At 69.1% G+C, this 26182-nt stretch carries 23 protein-coding genes; 16 read left to right on the top strand and 7 right to left on the bottom strand.

Features of this window, described 5'->3' with window-relative positions:
• Nucleotides 1-41 precede the first annotated feature (41 nt).
• A complete protein-coding gene (locus RMN86_RS00695) occupies nt 42-1025 on the top strand; it encodes a malate dehydrogenase (RefSeq protein ID WP_309603901.1) in 984 nt (327 codons plus the stop codon).
• A gap of 6 nt (nt 1026-1031) precedes the next feature.
• Nucleotides 1032-1586 (top strand): GNAT family N-acetyltransferase, encoded by a 555-nt coding sequence (locus RMN86_RS00690; protein ID WP_309603900.1) that lies wholly within the window; start codon nt 1032-1034, stop codon nt 1584-1586.
• Here the strand turns inward: RMN86_RS00690 and RMN86_RS00685 are convergent.
• Nucleotides 1570-2448, bottom strand: a complete 879-nt coding sequence (locus RMN86_RS00685) for a MaoC/PaaZ C-terminal domain-containing protein (RefSeq protein ID WP_309603899.1) — start codon at nt 2446-2448, stop codon at nt 1570-1572. The two genes, RMN86_RS00690 and RMN86_RS00685, sit on opposite strands and share 17 nt — an antisense overlap.
• Before the next feature lie 42 nt (nt 2449-2490).
• Nucleotides 2491-3258: a LytTR family DNA-binding domain-containing protein gene (locus RMN86_RS00680; protein ID WP_309603898.1), complete on the bottom strand. Its 768-nt coding sequence runs from the start codon at nt 3256-3258 to the stop codon at nt 2491-2493.
• A gap of 156 nt (nt 3259-3414) precedes the next feature.
• On the opposite strand from RMN86_RS00680, the gene RMN86_RS00675 reads away from it, so the two are divergent.
• The 12 genes from RMN86_RS00675 (at nt 3415) to RMN86_RS00620 (ending at nt 18863) form a co-directional block, all read left to right on the top strand.
• On the top strand, nt 3415-6795 hold the full coding sequence (locus tag RMN86_RS00675; protein ID WP_309603897.1) for a glycosyltransferase: 3381 nt from the start codon (nt 3415-3417) through the stop codon (nt 6793-6795).
• Entirely contained in the window at nt 6792-7646 is an 855-nt protein-coding gene (locus RMN86_RS00670; protein ID WP_309603896.1) for a hypothetical protein, read from the top strand. Before RMN86_RS00675 ends, RMN86_RS00670 begins: the two co-directional genes overlap by 4 nt.
• 97 nt (nt 7647-7743) lie before the next feature.
• Complete coding sequence (gene sucC / locus RMN86_RS00665; RefSeq protein WP_309603895.1) at nt 7744-8943, top strand: ADP-forming succinate--CoA ligase subunit beta; 1200 nt, start codon at nt 7744-7746, stop codon at nt 8941-8943.
• Between the two features lie 3 nt (nt 8944-8946).
• The gene (gene sucD / locus RMN86_RS00660) at nt 8947-9825 is read left to right on the top strand and encodes a succinate--CoA ligase subunit alpha (RefSeq protein ID WP_309603894.1); all 879 of its coding nucleotides are present in this window, start codon (nt 8947-8949) and stop codon (nt 9823-9825) included.
• An 82-nt stretch (nt 9826-9907) separates the two neighbouring features.
• Nucleotides 9908-12859, top strand: coding sequence for a 2-oxoglutarate dehydrogenase E1 component (locus RMN86_RS00655; protein WP_309603893.1), 2952 nt, complete (start codon nt 9908-9910; stop codon nt 12857-12859).
• A gap of 36 nt (nt 12860-12895) precedes the next feature.
• Nucleotides 12896-14125: a 2-oxoglutarate dehydrogenase complex dihydrolipoyllysine-residue succinyltransferase gene (odhB, locus tag RMN86_RS00650; RefSeq protein WP_309603892.1), complete on the top strand. Its 1230-nt coding sequence runs from the start codon at nt 12896-12898 to the stop codon at nt 14123-14125.
• Between the two features lie 218 nt (nt 14126-14343).
• Entirely contained in the window at nt 14344-14802 is a 459-nt protein-coding gene (locus RMN86_RS00645) for a hypothetical protein (protein ID WP_309603891.1), read from the top strand.
• Between the two features lie 65 nt (nt 14803-14867).
• Complete coding sequence (lpdA, locus tag RMN86_RS00640; RefSeq protein WP_309603890.1) at nt 14868-16277, top strand: dihydrolipoyl dehydrogenase; 1410 nt, start codon at nt 14868-14870, stop codon at nt 16275-16277.
• Nucleotides 16278-16287: 10 nt separating this feature from the next.
• A complete protein-coding gene (locus RMN86_RS00635; RefSeq protein ID WP_309603889.1) occupies nt 16288-16710 on the top strand; it encodes a GNAT family N-acetyltransferase in 423 nt (140 codons plus the stop codon).
• A 56-nt stretch (nt 16711-16766) separates the two neighbouring features.
• Nucleotides 16767-17054, top strand: a complete 288-nt coding sequence (locus tag RMN86_RS00630; RefSeq protein WP_309603888.1) for a hypothetical protein — start codon at nt 16767-16769, stop codon at nt 17052-17054.
• A gap of 73 nt (nt 17055-17127) precedes the next feature.
• Complete coding sequence (locus RMN86_RS00625; RefSeq protein WP_309603887.1) at nt 17128-17694, top strand: histidine phosphatase family protein; 567 nt, start codon at nt 17128-17130, stop codon at nt 17692-17694.
• Nucleotides 17695-17759: 65 nt separating this feature from the next.
• Complete coding sequence (locus tag RMN86_RS00620; RefSeq protein ID WP_309603886.1) at nt 17760-18863, top strand: oxidoreductase family protein; 1104 nt, start codon at nt 17760-17762, stop codon at nt 18861-18863.
• A 10-nt stretch (nt 18864-18873) separates the two neighbouring features.
• On the opposite strand, the gene RMN86_RS00615 is transcribed toward RMN86_RS00620, so the two are convergent.
• From RMN86_RS00615 to fsa, 3 genes are read right to left on the bottom strand one after another with little or no spacing between them, the layout of a single operon-like run.
• Nucleotides 18874-19788, bottom strand: coding sequence for a tyrosine recombinase XerC (locus tag RMN86_RS00615; protein ID WP_309603885.1), 915 nt, complete (start codon nt 19786-19788; stop codon nt 18874-18876).
• Nucleotides 19789-19798: 10 nt separating this feature from the next.
• Complete coding sequence (locus RMN86_RS00610; protein ID WP_309603884.1) at nt 19799-20482, bottom strand: DUF484 family protein; 684 nt, start codon at nt 20480-20482, stop codon at nt 19799-19801.
• Between the two features lie 60 nt (nt 20483-20542).
• Nucleotides 20543-21196, bottom strand: a complete 654-nt coding sequence (gene fsa / locus RMN86_RS00605; protein ID WP_309603883.1) for a fructose-6-phosphate aldolase — start codon at nt 21194-21196, stop codon at nt 20543-20545.
• A gap of 77 nt (nt 21197-21273) precedes the next feature.
• On the opposite strand from fsa, the gene RMN86_RS00600 reads away from it, so the two are divergent.
• Nucleotides 21274-23439: a primosomal protein N' gene (locus RMN86_RS00600; protein ID WP_309603882.1), complete on the top strand. Its 2166-nt coding sequence runs from the start codon at nt 21274-21276 to the stop codon at nt 23437-23439.
• 22 nt (nt 23440-23461) lie between these two features.
• Here RMN86_RS00600 and RMN86_RS00595 read toward each other — a convergent pair whose 3' ends face one another.
• Both RMN86_RS00595 and RMN86_RS00590 read right to left on the bottom strand, forming a co-directional pair.
• Nucleotides 23462-24238: a molybdopterin-dependent oxidoreductase gene (locus RMN86_RS00595; protein ID WP_309603881.1), complete on the bottom strand. Its 777-nt coding sequence runs from the start codon at nt 24236-24238 to the stop codon at nt 23462-23464.
• Nucleotides 24235-25065, bottom strand: coding sequence for a cytochrome b/b6 domain-containing protein (locus RMN86_RS00590; protein ID WP_309603880.1), 831 nt, complete (start codon nt 25063-25065; stop codon nt 24235-24237). Before RMN86_RS00590 ends, RMN86_RS00595 begins: the two co-directional genes overlap by 4 nt.
• 154 nt (nt 25066-25219) lie before the next feature.
• On the opposite strand from RMN86_RS00590, the gene RMN86_RS00585 reads away from it, so the two are divergent.
• Nucleotides 25220-26140: a thioesterase family protein gene (locus RMN86_RS00585; protein WP_309603879.1), complete on the top strand. Its 921-nt coding sequence runs from the start codon at nt 25220-25222 to the stop codon at nt 26138-26140.
• The last annotated feature ends 42 nt before the right edge of the window (nt 26141-26182 follow it).

Below are 26182 nucleotides of genomic sequence, written 5' to 3'. Positions count from 1 at the left end.
TGGGCTACGCACCCGCCGCAACAGCAAGCAGGAGCAGCAGCATGGGCAAGCAAGCGATCCGCGTGGCGGTCACCGGCGCGGCGGGCAATATCGGCTATGCGCTCCTGTTCCGCATCGCGTCGGGCCAGATGTTCGGCGCCGACCAGCCGCTGATCCTGCAGCTCTTGGAAATTCCCGTCGAAGGTCCGCAGAAGGCGCTGAAGGGCGTGGCCATGGAGCTCGACGACTGCGCCTTTCCGCTGTTGCAGGGCCTGGTGCTGACCGGCGAGGCCGACGTGGCCTTCAAGGACGTGAACTGGGCGCTGCTGGTCGGCTCCAAGCCGCGCGGACCGGGCATGGAGCGCGCCGACCTCTTGAAGGACAACGGCAAGATCTTCATCGCCCAGGGCAAGTCCATCGACGCGGTGGCCGCCGACGACTGCCGCGTGGCGGTGGTGGGCAACCCCTGCAACACCAATGTGATGATCGCCGCCAGCCAGGCCAGGCGCCTGCCGAAGGACCGCTTCACCGCCATGGTGCGGCTGGACGAGAACCGCGGCCGCGCGCAACTGGCCCAGAAAGCCGGCGTCGCCATCGACGCGGTCAGCGACCTGTTCATCTACGGCAACCATTCCCCGACCATGTTCGCCGACTTCACCCATGCAAAGATCGGCGGCAAGCCGGCGGCCGAGGTGATCGGCGACGAGGCCTGGCTGAAGACCGACTTCCTGCCGGCCGTCGGCAAGCGCGGCGCGGCGATCATCGAGGCCCGGGGCGTCAGCTCCGCGGCCTCGGCGGCCAACGCCCTGGTCGATCACGTCCGCGACCTGGCGACACCGGGCAAGGTCCACTCCGTCGCGGTCAACAGCGAGGGCCGCTATGGCTTCGCCGAGGGCGTCTGGGCCGGCATGCCGGTGCGCTCCACGGCCACCGGCCACGAAGTGATCGACAGCTACGAGATGGACGACTTCGCCAAGGGCAAGATCGCGCTGACCAATGACGAACTGGTCGGCGAGCGCGACACCGTCAAGGACATGCTGGCCTAGGGTCCGATGTTTGCGCCGCCGCCCGTTCTGGAGACCGATCGGCTGATCCTGCGGGCGCCCGCCGCCGAGGATTTCGAGGCCTGGGCGGCCTTTGCCGCGGACGAGGAGACCATGCGCCACATCGGCGGCGTCCAGGCCCGCTCGGTGGCCTGGCGGGGCCTCTGCTCGGTGCTCGGCGCCTGGTCGATCCGCGGGTTTTCGATGTTCTCGGTGATCGAGAAGTCCAGCGGCCGCTGGATCGGCCGGCTGGGTCCCTGGCAGCCCGAGGGCTGGCCGGGCACCGAGGTCGGCTGGGCGCTCAGCCGCGACACCTGGGGCCAGGGCTACGCCACCGAGGGCGCCAGCGCCTGCATGGACTATGCGTTCGACGTGCTGGGCTGGCGCGAGGCGATCCACACCATCGAGCCGGCGAATACGGCCTCCCAGGCGGTGGCGAAGAAACTGGGCTCGACGCTCTGGGGGCCGGCGGCGATGCCGGCGCCCTACGAGGATATGGCGGTGGAGTCCTGGGGTCAGACCCGCGCGCAGTGGCTGGGCCGACGCCTCAACCGCCCGGCGTGAGCCAGGCGGCGCCCTGGCGGATCGCCGTGGCGCCGGAGGCCGTCCGCACCTCGAAGACGATGGCGCCGGACGCGCCGCGCTCATGGCGGACCGTGATCGGCTCGCCGGCCAGGACCATGCCGGAAAACTGGCCGGTGATCCGTTTCAGCGCGCCGACGTCGTCCCGGGCATAGCGGCGCAGGAGGGTCAGTCCGGCCAGCGCCCAGGTCGCGGTGCCGTGCAGGATGATGTCCGGCAGGCCCGCCGCCAGCGCCACCTGACGCTCGGTATGGATCGGGTTCCAGATGTCGGCGCACTCCGAATAGACGTGCGGCATCTCCCTGGGGATGGGGATCACCGTCTCTTCAGCGTCGGGGCCGGGAGACCGGTCGACTTCCGGCGCGAGGGCGGGGGGCTCGGCCAGACTGCCGGCCGCGCCATCAAGGGCGACGTCGCGATAGATCGAGCTGGTCCAGGTGGTGGTCACCGGGTCGCCGCTGTCGCGGTCGCGGGTGATCAGGCGGCAAAGCGTAAACGCACCGACCCGCAGCGGCCGGACCGCGACCAGCTGTCCCTCGGTGACCAGCCGGTCGCCCGGCCGAATCGGACGATGGAAGGTCGAGTCCTGCATCGCATGGACTCCGCGGCGCGCTTCATCCGGCGATAGGGCCGCGGCCAGCGCGTGACGCATCGAGACCAGCACCGGCCATTCCAGCGAGACGCATTGAAAGGGCAGGGCGCGAAGCCCGCCGTCCTGGGCGTCGTCCAGATAGGGCGGTTCCGACGCACCCACCCCGGCGGCGTAGGCGAGGATCGCGCGGGCGGAAATGTCAGAGACCTTCGGCTCTAACTGAAGGCCGAGCTGGTCGGCGGGAAACGGCATGTCGGGTCTCCGGGATACGTAATGCTACGCCGGCCGCGTGCGTCAGAACCAGCCGCGCTCGCGCAGCAGGCGGGCGTGGGTGCGGCTGACCGGGACTTCTGCGCCGTCCTTCAGCGTCAGAGTGGCGCGGCCGTCGCCGCGCCGCGCCGCGGTGATGGCGTCGCGGGCGACCCACCAGGAGCGGTGCGCCTGGGCGCCCTCGATCCCCTCAAGTTCAGCGATGGCGTCCGACAGCCGCATCAGGATGAGGTCCTGGCCCTTGGACGTGTGCAGTCGCAGATAGTGGTCCTGCGCCTCGATGGCCCACACCTCGGCCCCGCGCAGCTTCAACGGCAGGCGATCGAGGAACTTCGGCGGTTCGGTCGAGGCCGAGGTGACCCCGCGCGCCTCGCGAACGACCAGCACATTGATCGCCACCATGACGAGCGAGACCGCGGTGACCGATGCCAGCAGCCCTGGAATCGCCTCCGCCGAATAGTGGATGTGAAGGGCGATCCGGCCGGCCATGGCCACGATAGCCGAGAAGGGGATGGCGATCGTCAGCGAGGCGATGATCACCCTTGCCCAGGTCGGCCAGGCCCGCGCGCGCGGGCGGAAAACAAAGCGCGAAACCAGCGTGCCCCATAGCGAACCGAGCAGCATCAACCCGATCCAGTAGCCGAAACGCGGGCTGACCGGCGCCGCGTAGGATCCGAAAGCCCCGGCGGTCGCCAGGAAGATCGCCGCGAGCAGGGCGATCGCCAAGCTGCGCAGCCACCCGGCCGCGTCGACGCCGGATCCCCGGCGCGGCAATTTCGGGATCGAGGCCATTGGCCGAGGCCTCCCAGGCACAGCGTCTAAGGTCGCAGATAAGCGGTGTCGCCGGTTTCGCAAACGCAGGCCTCGCCAGACCGGCCGCCGCCTAGCTTAAGCCGCGATGGCGAGGCATAAGTCGGGCCGATTCACCCAGGGCCGCCCCGCGCCGATATGGCCGACCTCATCTTCCACGATCCGACCGGACGGCGCGCCCGGCGTATGCGGCTGCTTGGCGGGCTGCTGGCCTCGGTCGCGGCCCTGCTGACCGCGGCGTTCTTTGCCACCCTGGCGTTTGCTCCGCGCCTTCCGAACCTCACCCTGAAGGACCCCTACGTCCTGTCGGCGCTGCACGTGGAAACCGCCCACAAGCTGAGGGGCAAAGCCCTGTGGAACCGGATTCCGCACCCGCGCGCCCGCGCCGGCGAGCCCGCCACCGCCGGTCCCGCGCGGCCCCTCTCGGTCGGCTTCTATGTCACCTGGGACGAGAGCTCGCGCGAATCCCTTGCCGACCATGTCAATCAGCTGGACGTGGTCTCGCCGCAGTGGATCGCTCTCTCCGGGTCAGCCGGCGAGGTGACGATCACCTCGGACCCGCAGGCCCGCGCGATCATCGCCTCGGCCAAGCGTCCGCCGTCGATCCTGCCCGGCATCTTCAACTACAATTCCGCCACCAGCACCTGGAACGGTCCGGCGGGCGATGCCGTGGTGATGAACGCCGCGGCGCGCGCCACGCTGATTGGACACCTGGTCACGGAAGCCCAGAAGCGCGGCTACGCGGGCTACGTCTTCGATTTCGAGAACCTATCGGCGGCCGGCGCCCAGGCCTACCCGGCGTTCATCGCTCAGGCCCGGGCGGCGCTGAAGCCGATCGGGCGCGAGGTCTGGGTCACCTGCCCCTTCGCTGACGACAGCTGGCCGTTGAAGCGGTTGCAGGCGGCCGCCGACACCCTGATCCTGATGGCCTATGACCAGCACTGGGGCGGCGGCGAGCCGGGCCCCGCCGCGGCGCAGGACTGGTTCGAGACCACGCTCGCCGAGCGGATGGGAGAGCTCGATCCGGCCAAGACCATCCTGGCGCTCGGCGCCTACGGCTACGATTGGACGCTGAAGGACGCCAAGGGGCCAGGCAAGGCCGAGACCATTCTGTTCAACGAGGCGACCCAGAAGGCCCATGACGCCGAGGCGCAGGCGCAGATGGAGGAAAACTCGCTCAACCCGACCTTCGGCTATGTGGATGACGGCGGGCGCAAGCACAGCGTCTGGTTCCTCGACGCCGCGACCTTCTTCAACCAGGTCAAGGTCGCGGACGGTTTCCGGCCCCGAGGCTATGCGCTGTGGCGGATGGGCGGCGAGGACCAGCTGATCTGGAAGGTGATGCGCCACAACTATGGCAAGGCCACCCCCGACGGCCTGCAAGTGCTGAAACCCGGCGTCGACGTCGATTTTGACGGTACCGGCGAGGTGCTGCACGTGGAATCCACGCCGACCCCCGGACGCCGTTCGTTGGAGATCGATTCCGACACCGGCCTGATCTCCGGCGAGAATTACGAGGTGATGCCCACCTCCTACGTGCTGCAACGCTATGGCGCGCATCCGGGCTGGGTGGCGCTGACCTTCGACGACGGTCCGGACGGCCGCTGGACGCCGAAGATCCTGGACGTCCTGAAGGCCAAGCACGCGCCGGCGACCTTCTTCCTGATCGGCAAGAACATGTCGGTCAATCCGGGCCTGGTGGAGCGCGAGGTGCGCGAGGGCCACGATGTCGGCGGTCATACATGGACCCATCCCAACATCGGCCAGGTGCCCGCCGCCCAGACGGCCGTCGAGCTTTCGGCGACGCAACGCCTGTTCGAGACCATTACCGGCCGATCCATGCGGCTGTTCCGCCCGCCGTACTTCGGCGACGCAGAGCCCTCGACACCACGCGAAGTGACCCCCCTGCTGGCCGCCCAGGCGCAAGGCTACATGACCGTCGGCCTGAGGATCGACCCCGACGACTGGGACCATCCCGACGCCTCGACGCCCGGGCGGATCGTCAGCGTGGTGCTAAGCCGGCTGAAGGACACGGTGCGGCCCGGCCAGGTGGTGCTGCTGCACGATTCCGGCGGCGACCGCAGCCGCACCGTCGAGGCGCTGCCTCAGCTGATCGACGCCTTGCGGGCACAAGGCTACCGGCTGGTCACCGTCGGCGAGCTGGCTGGCATGACTCCCGCCGAGGTGATGCCGCCGACCAGCCGAACCACCTTTGAGCTATTGCTCGACCGCATGGGCTTCGGCTTTTTCCACGGGGTGGAGATGATCCTGCGCGCGCTGTTCATCACCGCCATCGTGCTGGGGGTGCTGCGGCTGCTGCTGCTCGGGGTCCTGGCCCTTGTCCACCGCTTCACCATCGGGGCGCGCACCCCACCGATGCCCGACCCGGTCACCGGGCCGCTGATCAGCGTGCTGATTCCCTGCTTCAACGAGGAAAAGGTGATCGAGAGCTCGGTGCGCCGGATCCTGGCGTCAAACTGGGCGCGGATCGAGGTGCTCGTGCTCGACGACGGCTCGCAAGATCATACCGCAGAGGTCGTGCGCAAGGCCTTTGCCGACGAGCCGCGCGTCACGCTCATGGCCTTCGAGAATGGCGGCAAGGCCCGCGCACTGAACAAGGGCCTTGCGAAGGCCAGCGGCGACGTGATCGTGGCGCTGGACGCCGACACGCTGTTCCCCTCCGACACCCTGGCCAAGCTCGCCCGCTGGTTCGGCGATCCGAGCGTCGGCGCGGTGGCCGGCAACGCCCTGGTCGGCAACCGCCGCAACCTGATCACTCGCTGGCAGGCGCTGGAATATGTCACCGCCCAGAACCTGGAGCGGCGCGCGCTGGCCGCGCTGGGCGCCGTCACCGTGGTGCCGGGCGCGGTGGGCGCCTGGCGGCGGGCGGCTCTGGAGGCGCTGGGCGGCTATCCCGACGACACGCTAGCTGAAGACCAGGACCTGACGCTGGCCATGCAGCGGGCCGGCTGGCGCGTGGAGTTCGATCCCGAGGCGCGCGCCTATACCGAGGCCCCGGAGACGGTGGCCGGTCTGTTGAAACAGCGCTTCCGCTGGTCGTTCGGCACGCTGCAATGCATCTGGAAACACCGCGCGGCGCTGTTCGACACCAAGCGCCCGGTGCTTGGGTTTATCGCCCTGCCACAGATCTGGCTGTTCCAGATCATCATGACCGCCATCGCGCCGCTGGTGGATCTGGCCATCGTCTGGGCCGCGATCTCCGCCACCTACGCTTGGGCCTTCCATCCGGTGGAGTGGTCGCCGGACGAGCTGTCGCGGCCGTTGTTTTACTGGGCGGCGTTCATCTTCCTGGACCTCTCGGCCGGCGCGCTGGGCATGGCGCTGGAGCGCCGCGCGCCCTGGCCCGACCTGATCTGGCTGCCGGTGCAGCGGCTCGGTTACCGCCAGCTGATGTACTATGTGGTGGTCAAGGCGATCGACGTCGCCCTGCACGGCGGCCGGGTCAGCTGGGGCAAGCTCGAACGCCGCGCCACGGCCGGGTTCGAAGGCGCGGGGTGATCCTGCCCGCGGCGCTGGCGCTCGCCGGGTCGCTGTTGCTGGCGGCGGCGGACGCCCCGACCCACGCCCCGCCGCAGGCCGTGACGATCCGGGGTTATGCGGGGGAGGCCATGGAGCCCCACCTGACCCGCGACGGGCGCTACCTGCTGTTTAACAACCTCAACCTGCCGCCGACCGACACCAACCTCTATTACGCCGAGCGTCTCGACGACCTGACGTTCCAGTTCCGGGGCGAGATCGCCGGGGCCAACACCGCCTCCCTGGAAGGAACGCCGACCACCGATCGGCTGGGCAATCTCTATTTCGTCTCTCTGCGCAGCTATGCCCGGACCGCTTCGACGATCTATCGGGGCCGGTTCCTGGACGGCCGGGTTTCCGGCGTGGAGCTGGTTCCGGGCGTCTCGAGGGGTGTGCCTGGGATGGTCAACTTCGACGTCGACGTCAGCCCGGATGGCGAGGCGCTCTATTTCGTCGACAGCCGGTTCAGCTTCGGGCGTCCGAAATGGGCGCATCTGGTGGTCGCGGCGCGGCGCGGCGAGGGGTTCCAGCGCGACCCGGACAGCCAGCGGCTGCTGCGCAACGTCAATGTCCATGGCCTGGTCTATGCGCCCTGCATCTCCGCCGACGACCTGCGCCTGTTCTTCACCCGCATGGACCGTGACGTGCAGCGTGGGGTCCCGGCGCTCTACCTGGCGACGCGACCCGACAAGGGCTCGCCGTTCGGCCCGGCGCGCCGCCTGGCGATCGACGGGTTCGTCGAGGGCCCGGCCCTCTCGCCGGACGGGGCGTGGCTCTACTTTCACCGGCGGGACGGCGCGCACTACGCAATCTACCGGGCGCCGGCGGATTAGGGTCGCGGCGTGGTTGTCTTCAGCAGGTGCGGCGCCTATAACCCGGCCACTCGCTTTTCAGGCGAGGCGGCAGATTTAGAGCGCGCATCCCAGCCTCATGAACATCCACGAACACCAGGCCAAGGCCGTCCTTTCCGAGTTCGGCGTGGCGGTCCCGCGAGGCTTTGCCGCCTTCACCGTCGCTGAAGCCACAGACGCCGCCAAGAAGCTGGGCGGGCCGGTATATGTGGTGAAGTCGCAGATCCACGCCGGCGGCCGCGGCAAGGGCCGCTTCGAGGGCCTCGGCCCCGACGCCAAGGGCGGGGTTCGGGTCGTCAAGTCGGTGGCGGAGGTCACGGCCAGCGCCACGGAGATGCTGGGCCGCGTCCTGGTGACCCATCAGACGGGGCCGAAGGGCAAGCAGGTCAACCGGCTCTATATCGAGGAAGGCGCCGCCATCGCGCGCGAGCTCTATCTCTCGTTGCTGGTGGACCGCGAGACCTCCCGCGTCTCGGTGGTCGCCTCCACCGAGGGCGGCATGGACATCGAGGAGGTCGCCCACTCGACGCCGGAGAAGATCATCACCTTCTCCATCGATCCGGCGACCGGCGTCTGGCCCCACCACGGCCGCGCGCTGGCCGGCGCGCTCGGCCTGAAGAATGACCTCGCCAAACAGGCCGCCAAGCTGCTGGGCCAGCTCTACGAAGCCTTCGTCGCCAAGGACATGGCGATGCTGGAAGTGAACCCGCTGATCGTCACGGCGGATGACCAACTGAGGGTGCTCGACGCCAAGGTGTCGTTCGACGACAACGCCCTGTTCCGCCACGCCGACATCCGCGAGTTGCGCGACGAAACGGAAGAAGATCCCAAGGAGATCGAGGCGTCGAAATACGATCTCTCCTATATCGCGCTCGACGGCGAGATCGGCTGCATGGTCAACGGCGCGGGCCTGGCCATGGCCACCATGGACATCATCAAACTCTATGGCGCCGAGCCCGCCAACTTCCTCGACGTGGGCGGCGGCGCCGACGAGGCCAAGGTCACCGCGGCGTTCAAGATCATCATGGCCGACCCCAATGTGAAGGGGATCCTGGTCAACATCTTCGGCGGTATCGCGCGGTGCGACGTGCTGGCCCAGGGCGTGGTCGCCGCGGTCAAGCAGGTGGGCCTCAGCGTACCCCTGGTGGTGCGCCTGGAAGGCACCAATGCCGAGCTCGGCAAGAAGATCATCAACGAGAGCGGCCTCAACGTCATCGCCGCCAACGACCTCTCCGACGGGGCGGAAAAGATCGTCAAGGCCGTGCGGGGCGCTCAGTAGACCATGTCGATCCTGATCAACAAAAACACCCGGCTGATCTGCCAGGGCATCACCGGCGCGCAGGGCACTTTCCATTCCGAACAGGCGATCGCCTATGGGACGAAGATGGTCGGCGGGGTCACCCCTGGCAAGGGCGGGACAACGCATATCGGCCTGCCGGTGTTCGACACCGTCGCCGAGGCCATGCGCCAGGAGGGCGCGGACGCGAGCGTGATCTATGTGCCGCCGGCGTTCGCGGCCGACTCGATTCTGGAGGCCATCGACGCGGGGATCCCGCTGATCGTCTGCATCACCGAGGGCATCCCGGTCTCCGATATGGTGCGGGTGAAGCGTTCGCTGTGCGGCTCGAAGTCCAGGCTGATCGGACCCAATTGCCCGGGCGTGCTGACCCCCAATGAATGCAAAATAGGCATCATGCCGGGAAACATCTTCCGCAAGGGATCGGTGGGCGTTGTCTCGCGGTCCGGCACCCTTACCTATGAGGCCGTGTTCCAGACAACCCAGGTCGGGCTCGGCCAGACAACCGCCGTCGGCATCGGCGGCGACCCGGTGAAGGGCACCGAGTTCATCGAAATGCTCGACCTGTTCCTCAAGGATCCGGAGACGGAATCGATCATCATGATCGGCGAGATCGGCGGCTCGGGCGAGGAAGACGCGGCCGAGTTCATCAAGAATTCACCAACCAAGAAGCCTATGGTGGGCTTCATCGCGGGACGCACTGCGCCGCCCGGGCGGCGCATGGGTCACGCGGGCGCGATCATCTCGGGGGGCAAGGGTGGCGCCGACGACAAGATCGCCGCGATGGAAGCCGCGGGCATCCGCGTTTCCCCCTCGCCGGCGAAACTGGGCGAAACCCTCCTGGACGTGCTGAAAAGCGCCTGAGGGCCAACTTAAGCGTTAGAGCGGTCCGCGCTCGGCTCCTTTGGTTAGAAGCTCCGCGGCCCGGCTCGGGAAAGCGGACGACATGGCGGACGACGCAGGTCTGATCAACGAGGTTCTCGCCGAGACCTCCTTCCTGTACGGGGGCAACGGAGCCTTCGTGGAGGATCTGTACGCGCGCTGGTCGCAGGACCCAGCCAGCGTCGATCCGTCCTGGCGGGCCTTCTTCGCCTCGCTGCACGACTCCGCCGCCGACGTGAAGCGCGCCGCCGAACAGCCGGCCTGGACCCGCGCCGCCGCGCCGCCCGCCCGGCCCGACTGGCTCTCCGCGCTCGACGGCCTGTGGCCGGCCATGGACGCCAAGGTCGCGGTGAAGATCGCCGAGCGCGCGCCCGCCGCCTCCACCGACGCCGTCCGCGCCGCGACGCTCGACAGCCTGCGCGCCATCATGATGATCCGCGCGTTCCGCATGCGCGGCCACCTGAAGGCCAACCTCGACCCCTTGGGCATCGCCACCACGCCCGGCGACGCCTCCGAGCTTGACCCGGCGACCTATGGCTTCGCCGAGGCCGACTTCGACCGGACCATCTTCCTGGACTTCGTGCTCGGGCTCGAGACGGCGACGCTGCGGGAAATTCTGGCGATCGTCCGGCGCACCTACTGCGGCAACATCGGCGTGCAGTACATGCACATCTCCGACCCGAGGGAAAAAGGCTGGCTGCAGGCCCGCATTGAGGGCCGCGACAAGGAGATCGTCTTCACCAAGGAGGGCAAGATCGCCATCCTCAAGAAGCTGATCGAGACCGAGGGCTTCGAGAAGTTCCTGCACCGCCGCTTTCCCGGCACCAAGCGGTTTGGCCTGGATGGTGGCGAGAGCCTGGTTCCGGCGCTGGAGCAGATCATCAAGCGCGGCGGCGCGCTGGGGGTGAAGGACATCATCATCGGCATGCCGCACCGGGGGCGCCTGAACGTGCTCGCCGCGGTGATGGGCAAGCCCTACCAGGTGATCTTCCACGAGTTCCAGGGCGGCTCGTCGCTGCCCTCCGACGTCGAGGGCTCGGGCGACGTGAAGTACCACCTGGGCGCCTCGTCGGATCGCGCCTTCGACGGCAACTCCGTCCACCTGTCGCTAACCGCCAACCCCAGCCACCTGGAGATCGTCAACCCGGTGGTGATCGGCAAGGCCCGCGCCACACAGGCCTTCGCCCTGCGGAGCAATCCCGATGCCGGCCGCGGCCATGTGTTGCCGCTGCTGATGCACGGCGACGCGGCCTTCGCCGGCCAGGGCGTGGTCGCCGAATGCTTCGCGCTGTCGCAGCTGCGCGGCTATGGCGTCGGCGGCTCGGTGCATTTCGTGGTCAACAACCAGATCGGCTTCACCACCAGCCCGAAGAACAGCCGCTCCTCGCCCTATCCGTCGGACGTGGCCTTGATGGTCGAGGCGCCGATCTTCCACGCCAACGGCGACGACCCTGAAGCCGTGGTGTTCGCCACCAAGGTCGCCATCGAGTACCGCCAGCAGTTCGGCAAGGACGTGGTGATCGACATGTTCTGCTACCGCCGGTTCGGTCACAACGAGGGTGACGACCCGACGATGACCCAGCCCCTGATGTACGCCAAGATCAAGGAGCACCCCTCGGTCCGCGACCTCTATTCCGCCCGTCTGGTCGGCGAGGGCGTGGCCACCCAGGAGGAGGTCGACGCCTGGATCGGCGAGTTCGACGCCTTCCTCGACGCCGAGTTCGACGCCGGCAAGGTCTATCACGCCGACAAGGCCGACTGGCTGGACGGCAAGTGGTCCGGCCTGAAGCTTCCCGGCTCGGAGGAGAGCGGCGTCACCGGCGTGTCCCGGCAGAAGCTGCTCGACCTGGGGCGCCGGATCACCTCGACGCCGGAGCGGCTCGCCGTCCACAAGACCGTCGAGCGGGTGATCGCCGGCCGCCGTGAGGCCATCGAGAAGGGTGAGGGCCTCGACTGGTCCACCGCCGAGAGCCTGGCCTTCGCCACCCTGCTGGACCAGGGCTATCCGGTGCGGCTGTCGGGCCAGGACAGCGTGCGCGGCACCTTCACCCAGCGCCATTCCGGGGTCGTCGACCAGACCACCGAGGAGGTCTATTTCCCGCTGCGCAACCTGGGGCCCGGCCAGGCCCACTTCGAGGTGCTGGATTCGGCGCTGTCGGAGGAGGCGGTACTGGGCTTCGAATACGGGTTTTCGCTCACCGACCCCAATACGCTGGCCATGTGGGAAGGCCAGTTCGGCGACTTCGTGAACGGCGCCCAGGTGGTCATCGACCAGTTCATCTCGTCCGGCGAGCGGAAATGGCTGCGGATGAGCGGCCTGGTGATGCTGCTGCCGCATGGCTACGAGGGCCAGGGTCCGGAGCATTCGTCGGCCAGGCTTGAACGCTTCCTGCAGCTCTGCGCCGAGGACAACCTGCAGGTCATCAACCCGACCACGCCGGCCAACTACTATCACGCCCTGCGCCGTCAGATGATCCGCGAGTTCAGGAAGCCCCTGGTGGTGATGACGCCCAAGTCGCTGCTGCGGCACAAGCGGGCGGTCTCCAACTTGGCCGACCTGGCCGAGGGCTCGAGCTTCCATCGGGTGATGATCGACGGCGCCGAGGCCGGTTGCGATGTGGGCGGGGTGACGCTGGTCGCCGACGACAAAGTCAACCGGGTGCTTCTCTGTTCCGGCAAGGTCTATTTCGACCTGATCGAACAGCGGGCGAAGTCCGGACGCGACGACATCTACATCCTGCGGCTGGAGCAATTCTATCCTTGGCCGCTGAAGTCGCTGTCCAACGCGCTGAAGCGGTTCAAGAACGCCGAACTGGTCTGGTGCCAGGAAGAGCCGAAGAACATGGGCGGCTGGACCTTTGTCGATCCCTGGCTGGAGCTGACGCTGGAGCGGCTCGCCGTGAACGCCCGGCGCGCGCGCTATGTCGGCCGTCCGGCCTCGGCCTCCACCGCCGCCGGCCTGATGACCCGCCACCTGAAAGAACTCGAAACCTTCCTCACCGAAGCTTTCGCCTGAATTTGACCTTTAGAGACCGCAAGGAGCGCATCCCCGATGGCCGACATCATGACGCCAGCGCTGGGCGAATCCGTCACCGAAGCGACGGTGGCGCGCTGGGCGAAGAAGGCCGGCGACGCGGTGCGCAAGGACGAGATCCTAGTCGAGCTGGAAACCGACAAGGTCAGCCTGGAGGTCGCCGCGCCGTCCGACGGGACGCTGTCGGAAATCGCCGCCGAGGAGGGCGCGACGGTCGAACCCGGCGCGGTCCTTGGCCGGATCACCGAGGGCGCGGCCGCTCCGAAGGCCAATGGCGCCAAGGCTGCGCCGGCTCCGGAAGTCCCGAAGGTCGAGGCGCCCGCCGCCACGCCGCCCGCCGCCCTGAAGGCTGCCCCTGCAGCTGTGGCTGAGCCGGTCATGGCGCCCTCCGCCCAGCGCGTGGTCGCCGAGAACAGTCTCGACCCTGCCGCCATCGCCGGCACGGGCCGGGACGGCCGGATCACCAAGGGTGACGCGCTGGCGGCGCTGGATGCACGCGCCAAGGCGCCGACCCCGGCTCCGGCGCCCCTGGCCCCCCGCGAGATCCACGAGCGTGAGGAACGGGTGCGGATGACCCGCCTGCGCCAGACCATCGCGCGCCGGCTGAAGGAAGCCCAGAACAACGCCGCCATGCTGACCACCTTCAACGAGGTGGACATGAGCGCGGTGATGGCGATGCGCGCGGCCTACAAGGACGCCTTCGAAAAGACCCACGGCGTCAAACTGGGCTTCATGAGCTTCTTCGTCCGCGCGGTGATCCACGCCCTGAAGATGGTTCCCGACGTCAATGCCGAGATCGACGGCACGGACCTGATCTACAAGAACCACTACGACATCGGCGTCGCTGTCGGCACCGAGAAGGGCCTCGTCGTCCCCGTGGTCCGCGACGCCGACGCGCTGAGCCTGGCCGGCATCGAGAAGGCCATCGGCGCGCTGGGCAAGAAGGCCCGCGACGGCCAGCTGGCCATCGAGGACATGCAGGGCGGCACCTTCACCATTTCCAACGGCGGGGTCTACGGCTCGCTGATGTCGACGCCGATCCTCAACGCGCCGCAGTCGGGCATCCTGGGCATGCACAAGATCCAGGACCGCCCGATGGCCGTCGGCGGCCAGGTGGTGATCCGGCCGATGATGTACCTGGCGCTCAGCTACGACCACCGGGTGGTCGACGGCCAGGGCGCGGTGACCTTCCTGGTGCACGTCAAGGAGGCCATCGAGGAGCCGCAGCGGCTGCTGCTCGATCTTTAGGGGGCCAAGCTGATCAGCTTGCTGAGTTTGCAACATATCGTCATGGCCCGGCTCGTCCGGGCCACCCATGGTCGCCGTGCTGGCAATTCGGACTTGGTGGCGCCGCGGCGCTCTCGCATTCATCGCGGAGATCATAGGTCACCCGGACAAGCCGGGTGATGACGAGCAAGAGGGGCAAGAGGTTTCGCCAAGTCGGGTGATGACGATTAGTGGGGGCGATGAGTGAGTCACCAACCTCGGTTCCGGCGCCCCGCGCCATGATGTTCCTGCGGATTGTGCTGGCCGGCGTGGTTCTGCTCCAGGCCCTGTCGAGCGGCTTGCCGCTGATCGGCTACGCCGGCTTCAAGCTCGGATTGATCCACCCCGTGTCCGGGCCCGCGGCGCGCATGGTCCCGGTGTGGGCTGAGACCGCGTGGTGGCAGCTGGGGGTATGGTCGGCCTGCGTCGCCGGGTTGCTGGTCGTCGCCTGGCGGCTGATCCGCCGCCGCGCCACGGTGGGACTTTATCTGACCGCGATCCTGCTCAACGCTGGCCTCCAGTGGCTGATGCTGCGCGGCCCGGAAGCGCAGCGGCTGTTTGCGAGATCCGCGCGCTTCGACCTTGACCGGCTGGCCCTGCTGCTGGCGGTCGGCGCCCTGATCTGGTGGGCCGAGCAACGGCGCGACCGGACGGGTTAGGGCGCTCGCCTCGACGGCCGAACGGCTGTATCTGGGCCGCACATTCCTTGGCAGGCACGCACCCCATGGCCCAGTACGACGTGATCATCATCGGCGGCGGTCCCGGCGGCTACAACGCCGCGATCCGCGCCGGCCAGCTGGGGCTTCGCGTCGCCTGCGTCGACAAGGGCGTGGACGGTGGCGCGACGCTGGGCGGCACCTGCCTGAACGTCGGCTGCATGCCGTCCAAGGCGCTGCTGCATGCCTCGGAGATGTATGACGCCGCAGCCAACCATTTCGCCGAGCTGGGTATCGAGGTCTCGCCGAAGCTGAACCTGACGCAGATGATGGCCCAGAAGGCGGCCTCGGTGGGCCAGTTGACCAAGGGCATCGAGTTCCTGTTCAAGAAGAACAAGGTGGACTGGCTGCGCGGGGCGGGCCGCATCGCCGGGCCTGGGAAGGTCGAGGTGACCGGCGACGACGGAAAGGTCACCGCCCACGAAGCCAAGAACATCGTCATCGCCACCGGCTCGCTGCCGTCGAGCCTTCCAGGCGTCGAGGTGGACGGCAACCGCATCGTCGATTCCACCGGCGCGCTGTCGCTGGCCGAGGCGCCGAAGAGCCTGCTGGTGATCGGCGCCGGGATCATCGGCCTGGAGCTGGGGTCGGTGTGGCGCCGGCTGGGCGCGCAGGTGACGGTGGTGGAGTTCCTCGATCGGATCACGCCCGGCATGGACGCCGAAATGGCCAAGACCTTCCAGCGGTCGCTGACCAAGCAGGGGATGGTCTTCAAGCTCGGCGCGAAGGTCACCGGCGCCAAGGCCTCGAAGACCGGCGTCGCCGTCACGGTCGAGCCGGTGGCCGGCGGGGCCGCCGAGACGCTTGCGGCCGACTACGTCCTGCTGTGCATCGGCCGGCGGCCCTATACTGACGGCCTGGGCCTGGACACGGTGGGGATCACGCAGGACAGACGCGGCTTCATCGAGACCGACCACGGCAGGACCTCGGCGCCCGGCGTCTGGGCAATCGGCGATGTCACCGTGGGGCCGATGCTGGCGCACAAGGCCGAGGACGAGGCGGTGGCCTGCATCGAGACCATCGCCGGCAAGGCGGGCCACGTGAACTATGGCCTGATCCCAAGCGTGGTCTACACCAGCCCCGAGGTCGCCTGGGTCGGCGCGACCGAGGAGGAGCTGAAGGCTCAGGGCCGCGCCTACAAGGTGGGCAAATTCCCCTTCTCCGCCAACAGCCGCGCGAAGATCAACCACGAGACCGAGGGCTTTGCGAAGGTCCTCGCCGACGCCGTCACCGACGAAATCCTTGGGGCCCACCTGATCGGTCCGCAGGTGTCGGAGATGATCGGCGAATACTGCGTGGCGATGGAATTTCGCGCCGCCTCCGAGGACGTCGCCCGCACCTGCCACCCGCACCCCACCCGCTCCGAGGCCCTGCGCCAGGCGGCCATGGGCGTCGAGGGGTGGACCATGCAGGCCTGAGCCGCGCCGCATGCAGATCCGGCGCGCGCGGCCGCACGAAATCGGGCCCTGCGCCGACCTCTGCGTGCGTGTGCTGCGCGAGACCTTCACCTGGGTTCCTCCGGACCGCCACAACCGCGATGAGTTCCTGCGGGCCGCCCGCGAGGAGGAGATCTTTGTCGCGGTCGAGGGGGCTGAGATCCTCGGCGTGGCGGGCTTCTACCGTCCGCAGAATTTCCTGCACTCGCTCTATGTCCAGGCGCGCGGGCGCGGCGTCGGCAAGGCCCTGCTCGACCACGTAAGGGCGCTGGCCGAAGGGCCAGTCTCGCTGAAGGTGCAGGCCCCCAACCGACGCGCCCAGGCCTTCTATGCGCGCGAGGGGTTCGTCTGCACCGAACAGGGCCGCGATCCGGGAAGCGACATCTCGTGGCTGAGGCTGGCGCGCGAAAGTTGATTTGGCGCGCCGGCGTCGCGGCGCCAACCTCGGCCGATCGCCACAGGAGGTCCACGATGATCGCTCTTCTGCTCGCCGCGGCGACCGCGCTGCTGCCCAACCGGCTGGCGCTCACCGCCCCGTCCGCCTGCACGCCACGCGGCGCGACGCAGACCTCGCTCGGCGATCCGGCGCTGCTGATGCGGCCCCAGGACCGCGCCGCCGGCGTCGTCCGTCGGCTGGCCGACCTGCCCAAGGCCAACCTGGAATACGCCGTCGATCGATCCATCGACGGCTGCGCCGCGCCCGCGGTGATCCGCTATCAGGCGCAGGGCGACGGGCGCTTCGCCGGCGGCGGCCGGTAGCCGGCCACGCCCGCCCCTTGAATGCCCGAGGCGAACCACCGCAAGCTGTGGGTTGTTCAAGGGGGAACCGCACATGGAACTGATCCTGGTCCGTCACGGACTGCCGGAGCGAACGGACACCACCGCCGATCCGCCGCTGACGGCCGAGGGCCATGACCAGGCGCGCAAGGTCGCCGAGTGGCTGGCGCCGGACGGGGTCGATGCGGTGGTCTCCTCGACCATGCTGCGCGCCGTGCAGACCGCCCAGCCATTCACCGCCCTGACCGGCCATGCCCTGACACAGCACGACGGGATCGCCGAGTTTGATCGCGGCTCGGGCGCCTATACGCCGATGGAAGTGCTCAAGCGCGAGAACTACGCCGCCTGGAAAGCCTTCGCCGAGGGCGGCCACGTGGAAGACATCGACGCGTTCCAGGCGCTGGTGGTCGACGCCCTGGAAGAGATCATCGGGGCCAACCGCGGGCGGCGGGTGGCGGTGTTCTGCCATGGCGGGGTGATCAACGTCTGGACGGCCCATGTGCTGGGCATGACGCCTCGACTGTTCTTCGAGCCCGGCTATACCAGCGTCCACCGCTACATGTGCGCCGGCAGCGGCCAGCGCAACGTGGTCAGCCTGAATGAGCGCGCGCACCTGCGGTAGGCGGGCAAATCATTCGACAGACCCGTCAAAACCCATAGGTTCGCCAAAAGGCTTGGGGGGCAGGCATGGGCGATCCGGGATTTCCGACCACGGCCGAGGCGATGACGCCGGCCTGGCTCACTCAGGTTCTGCGTGAGGACGGGCTGCTGGGCGAGGGCGTGGTCGTCAGCTTCAGAGCCGAGCCGCTGGCGGTCGGCGTCGGCTTCATGAGCGCGCTGCGCCGCCTGACCCTGGAGTGCGAGGGGGCGCCGGAGGGCATGCCCTGCACCCTGATCGCCAAGCTGCCGCCGCTCGATCCCGGCGCGCGGACGATCGACGAGGCCTTCAATTTCTACGAAAAGGAAGTGGGGTTCTATCAGCAGATGGCGCCGACCACGCCGATGCGGGCGCCGCGCGCCTACCACAGCGCCTTCGACCCCAAGAGCCGCGACTTCGTCCTGCTGCTGGAAGACCTGGCGCCTTCGGTGATCGGCGACCAGGTGGTGGGGCTGGGCTTTGCCGAGGCGACGCAGGCGGTGGACGCGCTGGCCCGGCTGCACGCCCGCTGGTGGGGCGATCCCAAGCTGGACGAGCTCGACTGGCTTCTGGCGATCAACTCGCCGGAGTTCAAGCGGCTCGGCGGCATCTGCGCGCAGTGCTGGCCGGCGGTGCTGGCCTTCGTCGGCGAGGGTATGGACCCTCGGGTGCGCGTGGCCGGCGAGCGGCTGACGGTCCAGATGACCACCATGCTGGACGAGGCTTTCGCACGGCCCAGAACCATGGCCCACGGCGACTATCGCGCCGACAACATGTTCTTTCGCCCAGGCGATGCCGCCATGCCGTTCGCCGTCGCCGACTGGCAGATCATCTTCAAGGGCAACGGCATCTTCGACCTGGCCTATCTGCTCACCGGCAGCCTGGAGGTCGAGGTGCGGCGCAAGCACGAGCGGGAGTTGCTCGGCATCTATCACAGCCGCCTCGTGGCCGAGGGTGTGAAGGGCTACAGCCTGGACGACTGCCTCGACGACTATCGTTTCTGGGTGATGCTGGGCCTGGCCTGGCCGGTGGTGGCCATCGGCACCCTGGACACCGCCAATGAGCGCGGCGTGGCGCTGTTCCGCGCCTGGATCACGCGCGCCATGGCCGCGATCGTCGACTGGAACGCCGGCGAGATGCTGCCCGAGCCCTGACCCGACCGTCTCAGGCGTGCGGATGGGCCTTGGCGTAGGCGCCGAGCAGGGCCGCGGCGTCGACCTGGGTGTAGCGCTGTGTGGTCGACAGCGAGGCGTGGCCCAAGAGTTCCTGGATCGAACGCAGGTCGGCGCCGGCGCCCAGCAGGTGGGTGGCGAACGAATGCCGCAGCGCGTGCGGCGTGGCGCTGGCGGGCAGGCCCAGCCGGCCGCGCAGCGCCTGAACCGCGGCCTGCACGTGGCGGGGGCTGAGCGGCCCGCCACGCTTGGCGCGGAACAGCGGCTCGCCGGGCGCCAACGCGAAGGGCGCCTCGGCGAGATAGGCGTCCACCGCTTCGCGAACGGCGGGCAGCACGGGCACCATGCGGGTTTTCGACCCCTTGCCGGTGATCCGCAGGGCCGTGGTCAGCGGCGCATCGTCGCGCTTCAGCGACAGGGCTTCGGAAATCCGCAGGCCGCAGCCGTAGAGCAGGGTCAGCACCGCCTCGTCGCGGGCCGCCTCCCAGCCCTCGCGGTCGAGGTCCAGGGCGGGTTCGGCGATCATGCCGCGCGCCTGGTCCTCGCTGACCGGGCGGGGCGCGCCGGGTCGGATCTTGGGACCGCGGACCAGGGCGACGGCGGGATTTGGGGCGTCCAGGCGCCGGTCGAGGAAGCCGTGGAAGCTGCGGATCGCCGACAGCGCCTGGCTGAGCGAGCGCGGCGACAGCGGTCGGTCCCCCTGGCGCAGCTGGGCCAGCCAGGCGCGGATCTCGCCGGCGGAAACCTCGGCCAGGGTCGACAGCGCGATCACCTCGCCGCGATGGCGTTCCAGAAAGCCGATGTAGCGGCCGGCCGCGAAGCCGTAGGCCTCCAGCGTCCGGGGCGAGGACCGGCGTTCGTGCGCCAGATGCTCCAGCCACAGCGCCAGGGCCCCGGCTGCGGTCATCTGGGCGCGGTCACAGGATGGGCCAGCGCTCGGCGGTGCGCTCGACGACGCGGGCGAGGAAGGCCACCAGCTCGGCGCCCATGTCCTCGGTGAACCCGGCCGCGTCGGCCGTGCCGAAGGCCAGCAACCCCTGCCGCGAGGGTTCCCAGATGGCCAGCCGGACCATGGCCACGGATCGGACGGTCTCGGCGCGATCGCCGAACAAGCCCAGCGCCGTCGGCGCGATCCCCATGCGCGCCAGCCGCTGCGGGCCGCCTAGGATCATGTCCACCTGACCTTCGACCAGCATTTTCCAGCCGGCCGGCGGATGGATCTCGGTCTCCAGCGCGATGATCCCGGCGGCTAGGCCGAACCGCTGCTGCGCCAGCTGGTCCACGCGCCGGGCAAGGTCGGAATGGTTGCGAGCGTCCAGCAGATCGACCACCGCGCCGTGGGTCTGGGCCTGGGCGGCAAAGTTGGCGCGCGCGGTCGCCTCGACCTCTCGGCGCTGGGTCGCCTCGCGCTGGTGGGCGGCGTGAACCCGGGCCATCACCGCCGGGCCGAAGTCCACGACATTGCCGGCTGCGACCCGCAGGCCAAGTTCCCCCAAGAGGCCATCGTCGCCGGTGAGGAACTCCGGATTGTCCGACAGGAAGCGCCGCACCGAAGCGGGCTCAAGCCGGGCCTCTGCGATTCCGCCGTGCGACCCGTCCATGTGCGCCTCGAATTCCTGCCTGGCGCTCTTCCGGACGGCTTTGCCTGGAATCGCGCTGTCCTAGAGAATTGACTGGCCCGTTCTGGCCCAGTCGCTCATGAACTGATCAAGACCCCGTTCGGTTAACGGGTGCTTGAAGAGGGCGTTGAAGACGTCGGGCGGAATGGTTGCGCAGTCGGCGCCGGCCAGCGCCGCGGCGGTCACATGGCTCGAGCTGCGGATCGAGGCGGCGAGGATCTCGGTGTCGAAGTCGTAGGTGTCGTAGATGGCCCGGATCTCGACGATCAGGTCCATGCCCTGCGCGCCATGGTCGTCCAGCCGGCCGATGAACGGGCTGACATAGGTCGCCCCAGCCTTGGCGGCCAGCAGGGCCTGGGCGGCGGAAAAGCACAGGGTGACGTTGGTGGCGATGCCCTCATGGGCGAATTCACGGGTGGCGATCAGGCCGTCGCGGGTCAGCGGCACCTTGACCACCACGTTGGGCGCGATGGCGGCCAGCTTGCGCCCCTCATCCAGCATGCCGGCAGTGTCCATGGCGGCCACCTCGGCGCTCACCGGACCCTCGACCGCGGCGCAAATCTCGGCGATGACCTGCAGCATGGGGCGGCCGGACTTGGCGATCAGGCTGGGGTTGGTGGTGACGCCGTCCACCAGGCCAGTGATGGCCAGGTCCCTGAGGATGGCCACGTCGGTGGTGTCGAGGAAGAGCTGCATCGCAAAGACCCTGATTGTGTATGCGCCGCTTGTAGCCGCCCGGGCGCAAAGCGCAAAAGGCTCTGGATGAGCCCCCCATGAGCCGTATCGCCTCCGTCCTGCTGCCGATGCCCCTGCCCGAGGCGTTCGACTATGCCGAGCCCGACGGCATGGGCCTGGAGGTCGGCGACCAGGTGAGCGTCCCGCTGGGCCCGCGCTGGCTGCGTGGCGTGGTGACAGCCCTGCGCGAGGCGGTGGGCGGCAACCGGCCGCTGAAGCCGGTGGCCGAACGGCTGGATGAGCCGCGGCTGCCGCCAGGGACGCTGGAGTTCATCCAATGGGCCGCGCGCTACGCCGTCGACGAGCCGGGCCAGCCCCTGGCCATCGCCTTGCGGGGTGCGCGCGCGCCGAAGGCCAGGCCCGTGCGGGTCGTCGACCTGACCGGGGTTTCGCCCGCCCGGCCCACGCCGGCGCGATCGCGGGTGCTGGACGCCGCCGCCGCCGGCCCGCCGCTCAGCCCCGCCGACCTGGCGCGCGTCGCTGGCGTCTCGTCCGGCGTGGTCAAGGCGTTGATCGAGGAGGGAGTGCTGACGTTGCGGCTGGTGGAGGCCCAGGCGCGCTTCGAGGAGCCCGACCCGTCGCGACCGGGCGCGACGCTGAACCCCAGCCAGGCCGCCGCCGCCGTCGCGCTGCGCGCCATGCTGGCCGAGGGCGGGTTCAATGTCGCCCTGCTGGACGGGGTCACCGGCTCGGGCAAGACCGAGGTCTATCTGGAGGCCGCCGCCGCCGTCCTGGCCGCCGACGCGACCGCCCAGGTGCTGATCCTGCTGCCCGAGATCGCGCTGACCCAGGCGGTGATCGCCCGCGTCGCCACGCGCTTTGGGGCCGCGACCGCCGAGTGGCACTCCGACGTCGCCCCCCCGGCGCGCCGCCGCGTCTGGGAGGCGGTCGCCGGCGGCCGCTGCCGGATCGTCGTCGGCGCGCGCTCGGCGCTGTTCCTGCCGTTCACCAACCTGGCGCTGATCGTGGTCGACGAGGAACACGACGCCTCGTTCAAGCAGGAGGAGGGCTTCATCTATCATGCCCGAGACCTGGCCGTGGCGCGCGGCAAGATCGAGGACGCCGGGGTGATCCTGGCCTCGGCCACGCCCTCGCTGGAGAGCTTTCGCAACGCCGAGACCGGGCGCTACCGATGGCTGCGGCTGACCGCCCGCCACGGCGCGGCCACCCTGCCGGACATCGCCCTGATCGACCTGCGCGAAACCCCGCCCGACGCCGGACGCTGGCTCTCGCCGCCCCTGGTCAAGGCCATGGGCGAGACCTTCGCGCGGGGCGAACAGACGCTGTTGTTCCTCAATCGCCGGGGCTACGCGCCGCTGGTGCTCTGCAAGGCCTGCGGCGAACGCATGACCGCACCCGACACCGACTCGTGGCTGGTGGAGCACCGCTATTCCGGCCGGCTGGTCTGCCACCTGACCGGCTTTTCCATGCCCAAGCCCAAGGCCTGTCCGCACTGTGGCGCGCACGACAGCCTGGTCTCCATCGGCCCGGGCGTCGAGCGGGTGGAGGAAGAGGCCAGGAGCCTGTTCCCGCAGGCGCGCGTGGCGGTGTTCTCCTCCGACACGGTCTATGACGCCCGCGAGGCGCGCCGGCTGATCGAGGCCATGGCCGATGGCCAGATCGACATCCTGGTCGCCACCCAGGCCGCCGCCAAGGGTCACAACTTCCCCAGCCTTACCCTGGTGGGCGTGGTCGATGCCGACCTCGGCTTGAGGGGCGGCGACCTGCGCGCGGCCGAGCGCACCTATCAGCTGCTGGCCCAGGCCACCGGCCGGGCCGGGCGCAAGGACCGGCCGGGCCGGGCGCTGCTGCAGACCTGGGCGCCGGAACACGCGGTGATGCAGGCGCTGGCCGCCCAGGACCGCGACGCCTTCGTCGCCGCCGAGATGGCCGAGCGCGAGGTCGCTCGCCTTCCGCCGTTCGGACGGCTGGCCGCGGTGATCGCCTCGGGGCTCGATCCGGCGCAGCTGGAGGCCTTCGTTCAGGGCATGGCCCAGGCCGCGCCCAACACGCCCGGCGTGGCGGTCTATGGCCCAGCCGACGCGCCGCTGGGGCTAATCCGGGGCCGCCGACGCAAACGGTTCCTGGTGCGCGCGGATCGCACGGTGGACCTGTCGGCCTATATGGCCGCCTGGCGCGCGCGGGTGAAACCGCCGGCCACGATCCGCGTCGCCATCGACATCGACCCCTACAGCTTCCTGTAGCGGCGCGTCGCAGGGAAGGGTTCTAGATTCCCGCGTACCACTCATAGCCGCGGTCTTCCCAGTAGCCGCCCTTGCCGCGACCCAGGTGGGCAAAGTCGTCCACCGCTTCGATCCGCATGATGTACTTGGCCTGCTTGTACCCCAGCTGGCGTTCGACGCGCAGGCGCAGCGGCGCTCCGTGGGCGACCGGCAGGGTGGCGTCGTTCATGGCGTAGGCCAGGATGGTCTGCGGGTGGTAGGCGTCGATCAGGTCGATGCTCTCATAGTATTGGCCCGAGCCGTCCAGGGTCTGTTCCAGACTGTCGCCGCAATGGAAGACGATGTAGCGGGCGGTCTTCTTCAGGCCGGCCTTGTCGAGCAGGGGCCCCAGCCGCGCGCCCTGCCACCGGGCGATGGACGACCAGCCCTCGACGCAGTCGTGGCGGGTGATCTGGGTGCGCGAGGCCAGCGCGCGGACCTCGGCGAGGCTCAGCGACAGCGGCCGCTCCACCAGGCCGTCGACCACCAGGCGGTAGTCGGCGAACCCCTTGTCGCGCTGGGCCACATAGTCGGCGTCGGTGGGGTCGATGGAGCCGTTGGGCTTGAAGTCGGAGGAGATGTCGGCGGGGCCGAACTCGCGGGCCAGCGCCTTTCGGTCAACCACCAGCCGCTGGGCGCGGCGTGTCAGACCCTCGGCCTTCTGCAGGAATCCGATCGCCTGGGGCGTGTTGGTGATCTTGTCGCAGGCGCCGAGCGCCAGCGCCCCGGTTGCGGCGAAGGCGGCCTGCAGCCAGCCGCGGCGGTGGGTCGTGGGCGTCATGCCGCGCTCTCCTCCTTGTCGGGAACGATGGCGTAGCGGCCGGTGATCATCGAGCGGATATTGTTCCAGGTCCCCGAGGCCACCACCATCGCCAGGTGCAGCAGCACAAAGCCGACGATGCCCGTGGCGGTCAGGAAATGGATCGTCCGCGCCGACTGGCGGCCGCCGAAAAAGTCCACCAGCCAGGGGGTCGCCGCATTGAAGCCGGGCGACATGCAAAGTCCGGTCAGCACCATCAGCGGCAGCAGCACCAGAACCACGCCCAGATAGGCGCCCTTCTGCAGCACGTTGTAGCGGCGCGCGTCCTCGCCCTTGGGGAACTGGAGTTTCGCGTGGGTGACGATCTCATGCCAGATGTTGCGGGGCTTCAGGTCCGTGCCGGTGGGGACCATGTCCTTGGCAATATGGCCGCTGATCAGGCCGACCAGCCAGTAGACAAGGCCATTGAGGACAAACAGCCAGGCGAAGAAGAAGTGCCAGTGGCGGCTGTCGGCCAGGTCACGGTAACTGGGCACCGTCGCCCAGGACGGGAAGGCGACGGCTTCCTGCGCGCCCGGCTTTCCGGAATAGCCCAGCACGCCGGTGGTGTTGAATTTGGCCGATCCGATCCGAGTGACGCCGATGGTCCTGTCGCCCTGTTGCTCGGCGGTCATCGACACCCAGGGATGGGCGAACGTCGCCTTCTGGCCCCAGTAGAGCGCCGGGTGGGCGCCGAAGATGTTGAGCCCGCTCATCAATAGCAGGGTCAGCGCCAGCACATTGATCCAGTGGGTCAGGCGGGTCACCGCGGCGTGGCGGTAGACCAGCACCTTGGCGGGCTTGGCCATGGCGTTTGTTTCTCCCCGAAGCACGCCAGTCTGGCACACAACCCATTCGCGCGCGAGCCGGCCAAGGTTACGTGGCGCGCAGACGGGCTGGCCGTTCGCCGGCCCCGCCCCTAAGCTTGGCCGAAGGTCTGGGGGGCGGTCATTGGGCGAAGCGGTGGAAGTCTGGAGAGGCAGCGTCGCCAGCTGGGAATGCGACGCCATGGGCCATCTGAACGTGCGGTTCTATGTGGCGCGGTCGATGGAGGGGCTGGCGGGGCTGGCCGCCGAGATGGGCATGCCGCAGGCCTTCGCCGCCGACGCGCGGGCGACGCTGATGGTGCGTGACCAGCACATCCGCTTCCTGCGCGAGGCCCGGCCCAACGCCGCGCTGCACATGACCGGGGGCATGGTGGAGATCGGCGAGAGCGAGGCGCGGCTGCTGCTGGTCCTGCGCCATGCTTCCGGCGAGATCGCCGCCAGCTTCCAGACCGTGGTGGCCCATGTGACGGCGCGCGACGGGCGGGCCTTTCCCTGGCCGGCGCGGGTGCTGGCCCGCGCGCAGGCGCTGAAGGTCGAGATCCCGCCCGAGGCGGCGGCGCGCAGCCTGGGCCTGGGGCCGGTCGAGAGCCGCGCCAGCCTGGTCCGCGCACAGGAGCTTGGCCTCAAGCGCACCGCGCTGGGCGCCGTCCGCGCCGAGGACTGCGATGTCTTCGGGCGGATGCGCACCGAGATGATGATGGCCAGGCTGTCGGACGGCGTCGCTCACATCACCGCCAGTCAGCGGGCGGGCGCGCAGGAACATGGCGCCCAAGATCATGGCGCAAGACTGGGCGGGGCGGCGGTGGAATACCGGCTGCTGCACCTGGACTGGCCCCGCGCCGGCGACCGGGTGGAGCTGCGATCAGGAATGTCCGGTGGCGACGCGCGCATCCGCAGGCTGACCCATTGGCTGCTGGATCCTCAGACCGGTCGGCCCTGGGGGGTCGCCGAGGCCATCGCCGTGGCCTTCGATCTGCAGACCCGCAAGCTGATCACGCTGAGCGAAGACGCCCTGGCCGCAGCCAATACCCAGGTGATCGCCGGCCTGACGCTTTAGGCCGGATCGACCCTCACATCTGACTCAGCAATCGAAGCGCCG

Origin of the sequence: Phenylobacterium sp. (assembly GCF_031360265.1) — a bacterium.
Classification (GTDB): domain Bacteria; phylum Pseudomonadota; class Alphaproteobacteria; order Caulobacterales; family Caulobacteraceae; genus Phenylobacterium.
Note: the sequence above shows the minus strand (reverse complement) of the source record. Positions and strands in the feature narration are given on the sequence as shown.

Coding starts and splice junctions, on each gene's coding strand:
- sucD (WP_309603894.1), top strand. CDS start 8,947: ATGTCGATCCTGATCAACAAAAACACCCGGCTGATCTGCCAGGGCATC.
- RMN86_RS00655 (WP_309603893.1), top strand. CDS start 9,908: ATGGCGGACGACGCAGGTCTGATCAACGAGGTTCTCGCCGAGACCTCC.
- RMN86_RS00685 (WP_309603899.1), bottom strand. CDS start 2,448: ATGCCGTTTCCCGCCGACCAGCTCGGCCTTCAGTTAGAGCCGAAGGTC.
- RMN86_RS00610 (WP_309603884.1), bottom strand. CDS start 20,482: ATGGACGGGTCGCACGGCGGAATCGCAGAGGCCCGGCTTGAGCCCGCT.
- RMN86_RS00695 (WP_309603901.1), top strand. CDS start 42: ATGGGCAAGCAAGCGATCCGCGTGGCGGTCACCGGCGCGGCGGGCAAT.
- RMN86_RS00680 (WP_309603898.1), bottom strand. CDS start 3,258: ATGGCCTCGATCCCGAAATTGCCGCGCCGGGGATCCGGCGTCGACGCG.
- RMN86_RS00645 (WP_309603891.1), top strand. CDS start 14,344: ATGAGTGAGTCACCAACCTCGGTTCCGGCGCCCCGCGCCATGATGTTC.
- fsa (WP_309603883.1), bottom strand. CDS start 21,196: ATGCAGCTCTTCCTCGACACCACCGACGTGGCCATCCTCAGGGACCTG.
- RMN86_RS00615 (WP_309603885.1), bottom strand. CDS start 19,788: ATGACCGCAGCCGGGGCCCTGGCGCTGTGGCTGGAGCATCTGGCGCAC.
- RMN86_RS00625 (WP_309603887.1), top strand. CDS start 17,128: ATGGAACTGATCCTGGTCCGTCACGGACTGCCGGAGCGAACGGACACC.
- RMN86_RS00635 (WP_309603889.1), top strand. CDS start 16,288: ATGCAGATCCGGCGCGCGCGGCCGCACGAAATCGGGCCCTGCGCCGAC.
- RMN86_RS00595 (WP_309603881.1), bottom strand. CDS start 24,238: ATGACGCCCACGACCCACCGCCGCGGCTGGCTGCAGGCCGCCTTCGCC.
- RMN86_RS00590 (WP_309603880.1), bottom strand. CDS start 25,065: ATGGCCAAGCCCGCCAAGGTGCTGGTCTACCGCCACGCCGCGGTGACC.
- RMN86_RS00630 (WP_309603888.1), top strand. CDS start 16,767: ATGATCGCTCTTCTGCTCGCCGCGGCGACCGCGCTGCTGCCCAACCGG.
- odhB (WP_309603892.1), top strand. CDS start 12,896: ATGGCCGACATCATGACGCCAGCGCTGGGCGAATCCGTCACCGAAGCG.
- RMN86_RS00675 (WP_309603897.1), top strand. CDS start 3,415: ATGGCCGACCTCATCTTCCACGATCCGACCGGACGGCGCGCCCGGCGT.
- RMN86_RS00600 (WP_309603882.1), top strand. CDS start 21,274: ATGAGCCGTATCGCCTCCGTCCTGCTGCCGATGCCCCTGCCCGAGGCG.
- RMN86_RS00620 (WP_309603886.1), top strand. CDS start 17,760: ATGGGCGATCCGGGATTTCCGACCACGGCCGAGGCGATGACGCCGGCC.
- RMN86_RS00690 (WP_309603900.1), top strand. CDS start 1,032: ATGTTTGCGCCGCCGCCCGTTCTGGAGACCGATCGGCTGATCCTGCGG.
- sucC (WP_309603895.1), top strand. CDS start 7,744: ATGAACATCCACGAACACCAGGCCAAGGCCGTCCTTTCCGAGTTCGGC.
- lpdA (WP_309603890.1), top strand. CDS start 14,868: ATGGCCCAGTACGACGTGATCATCATCGGCGGCGGTCCCGGCGGCTAC.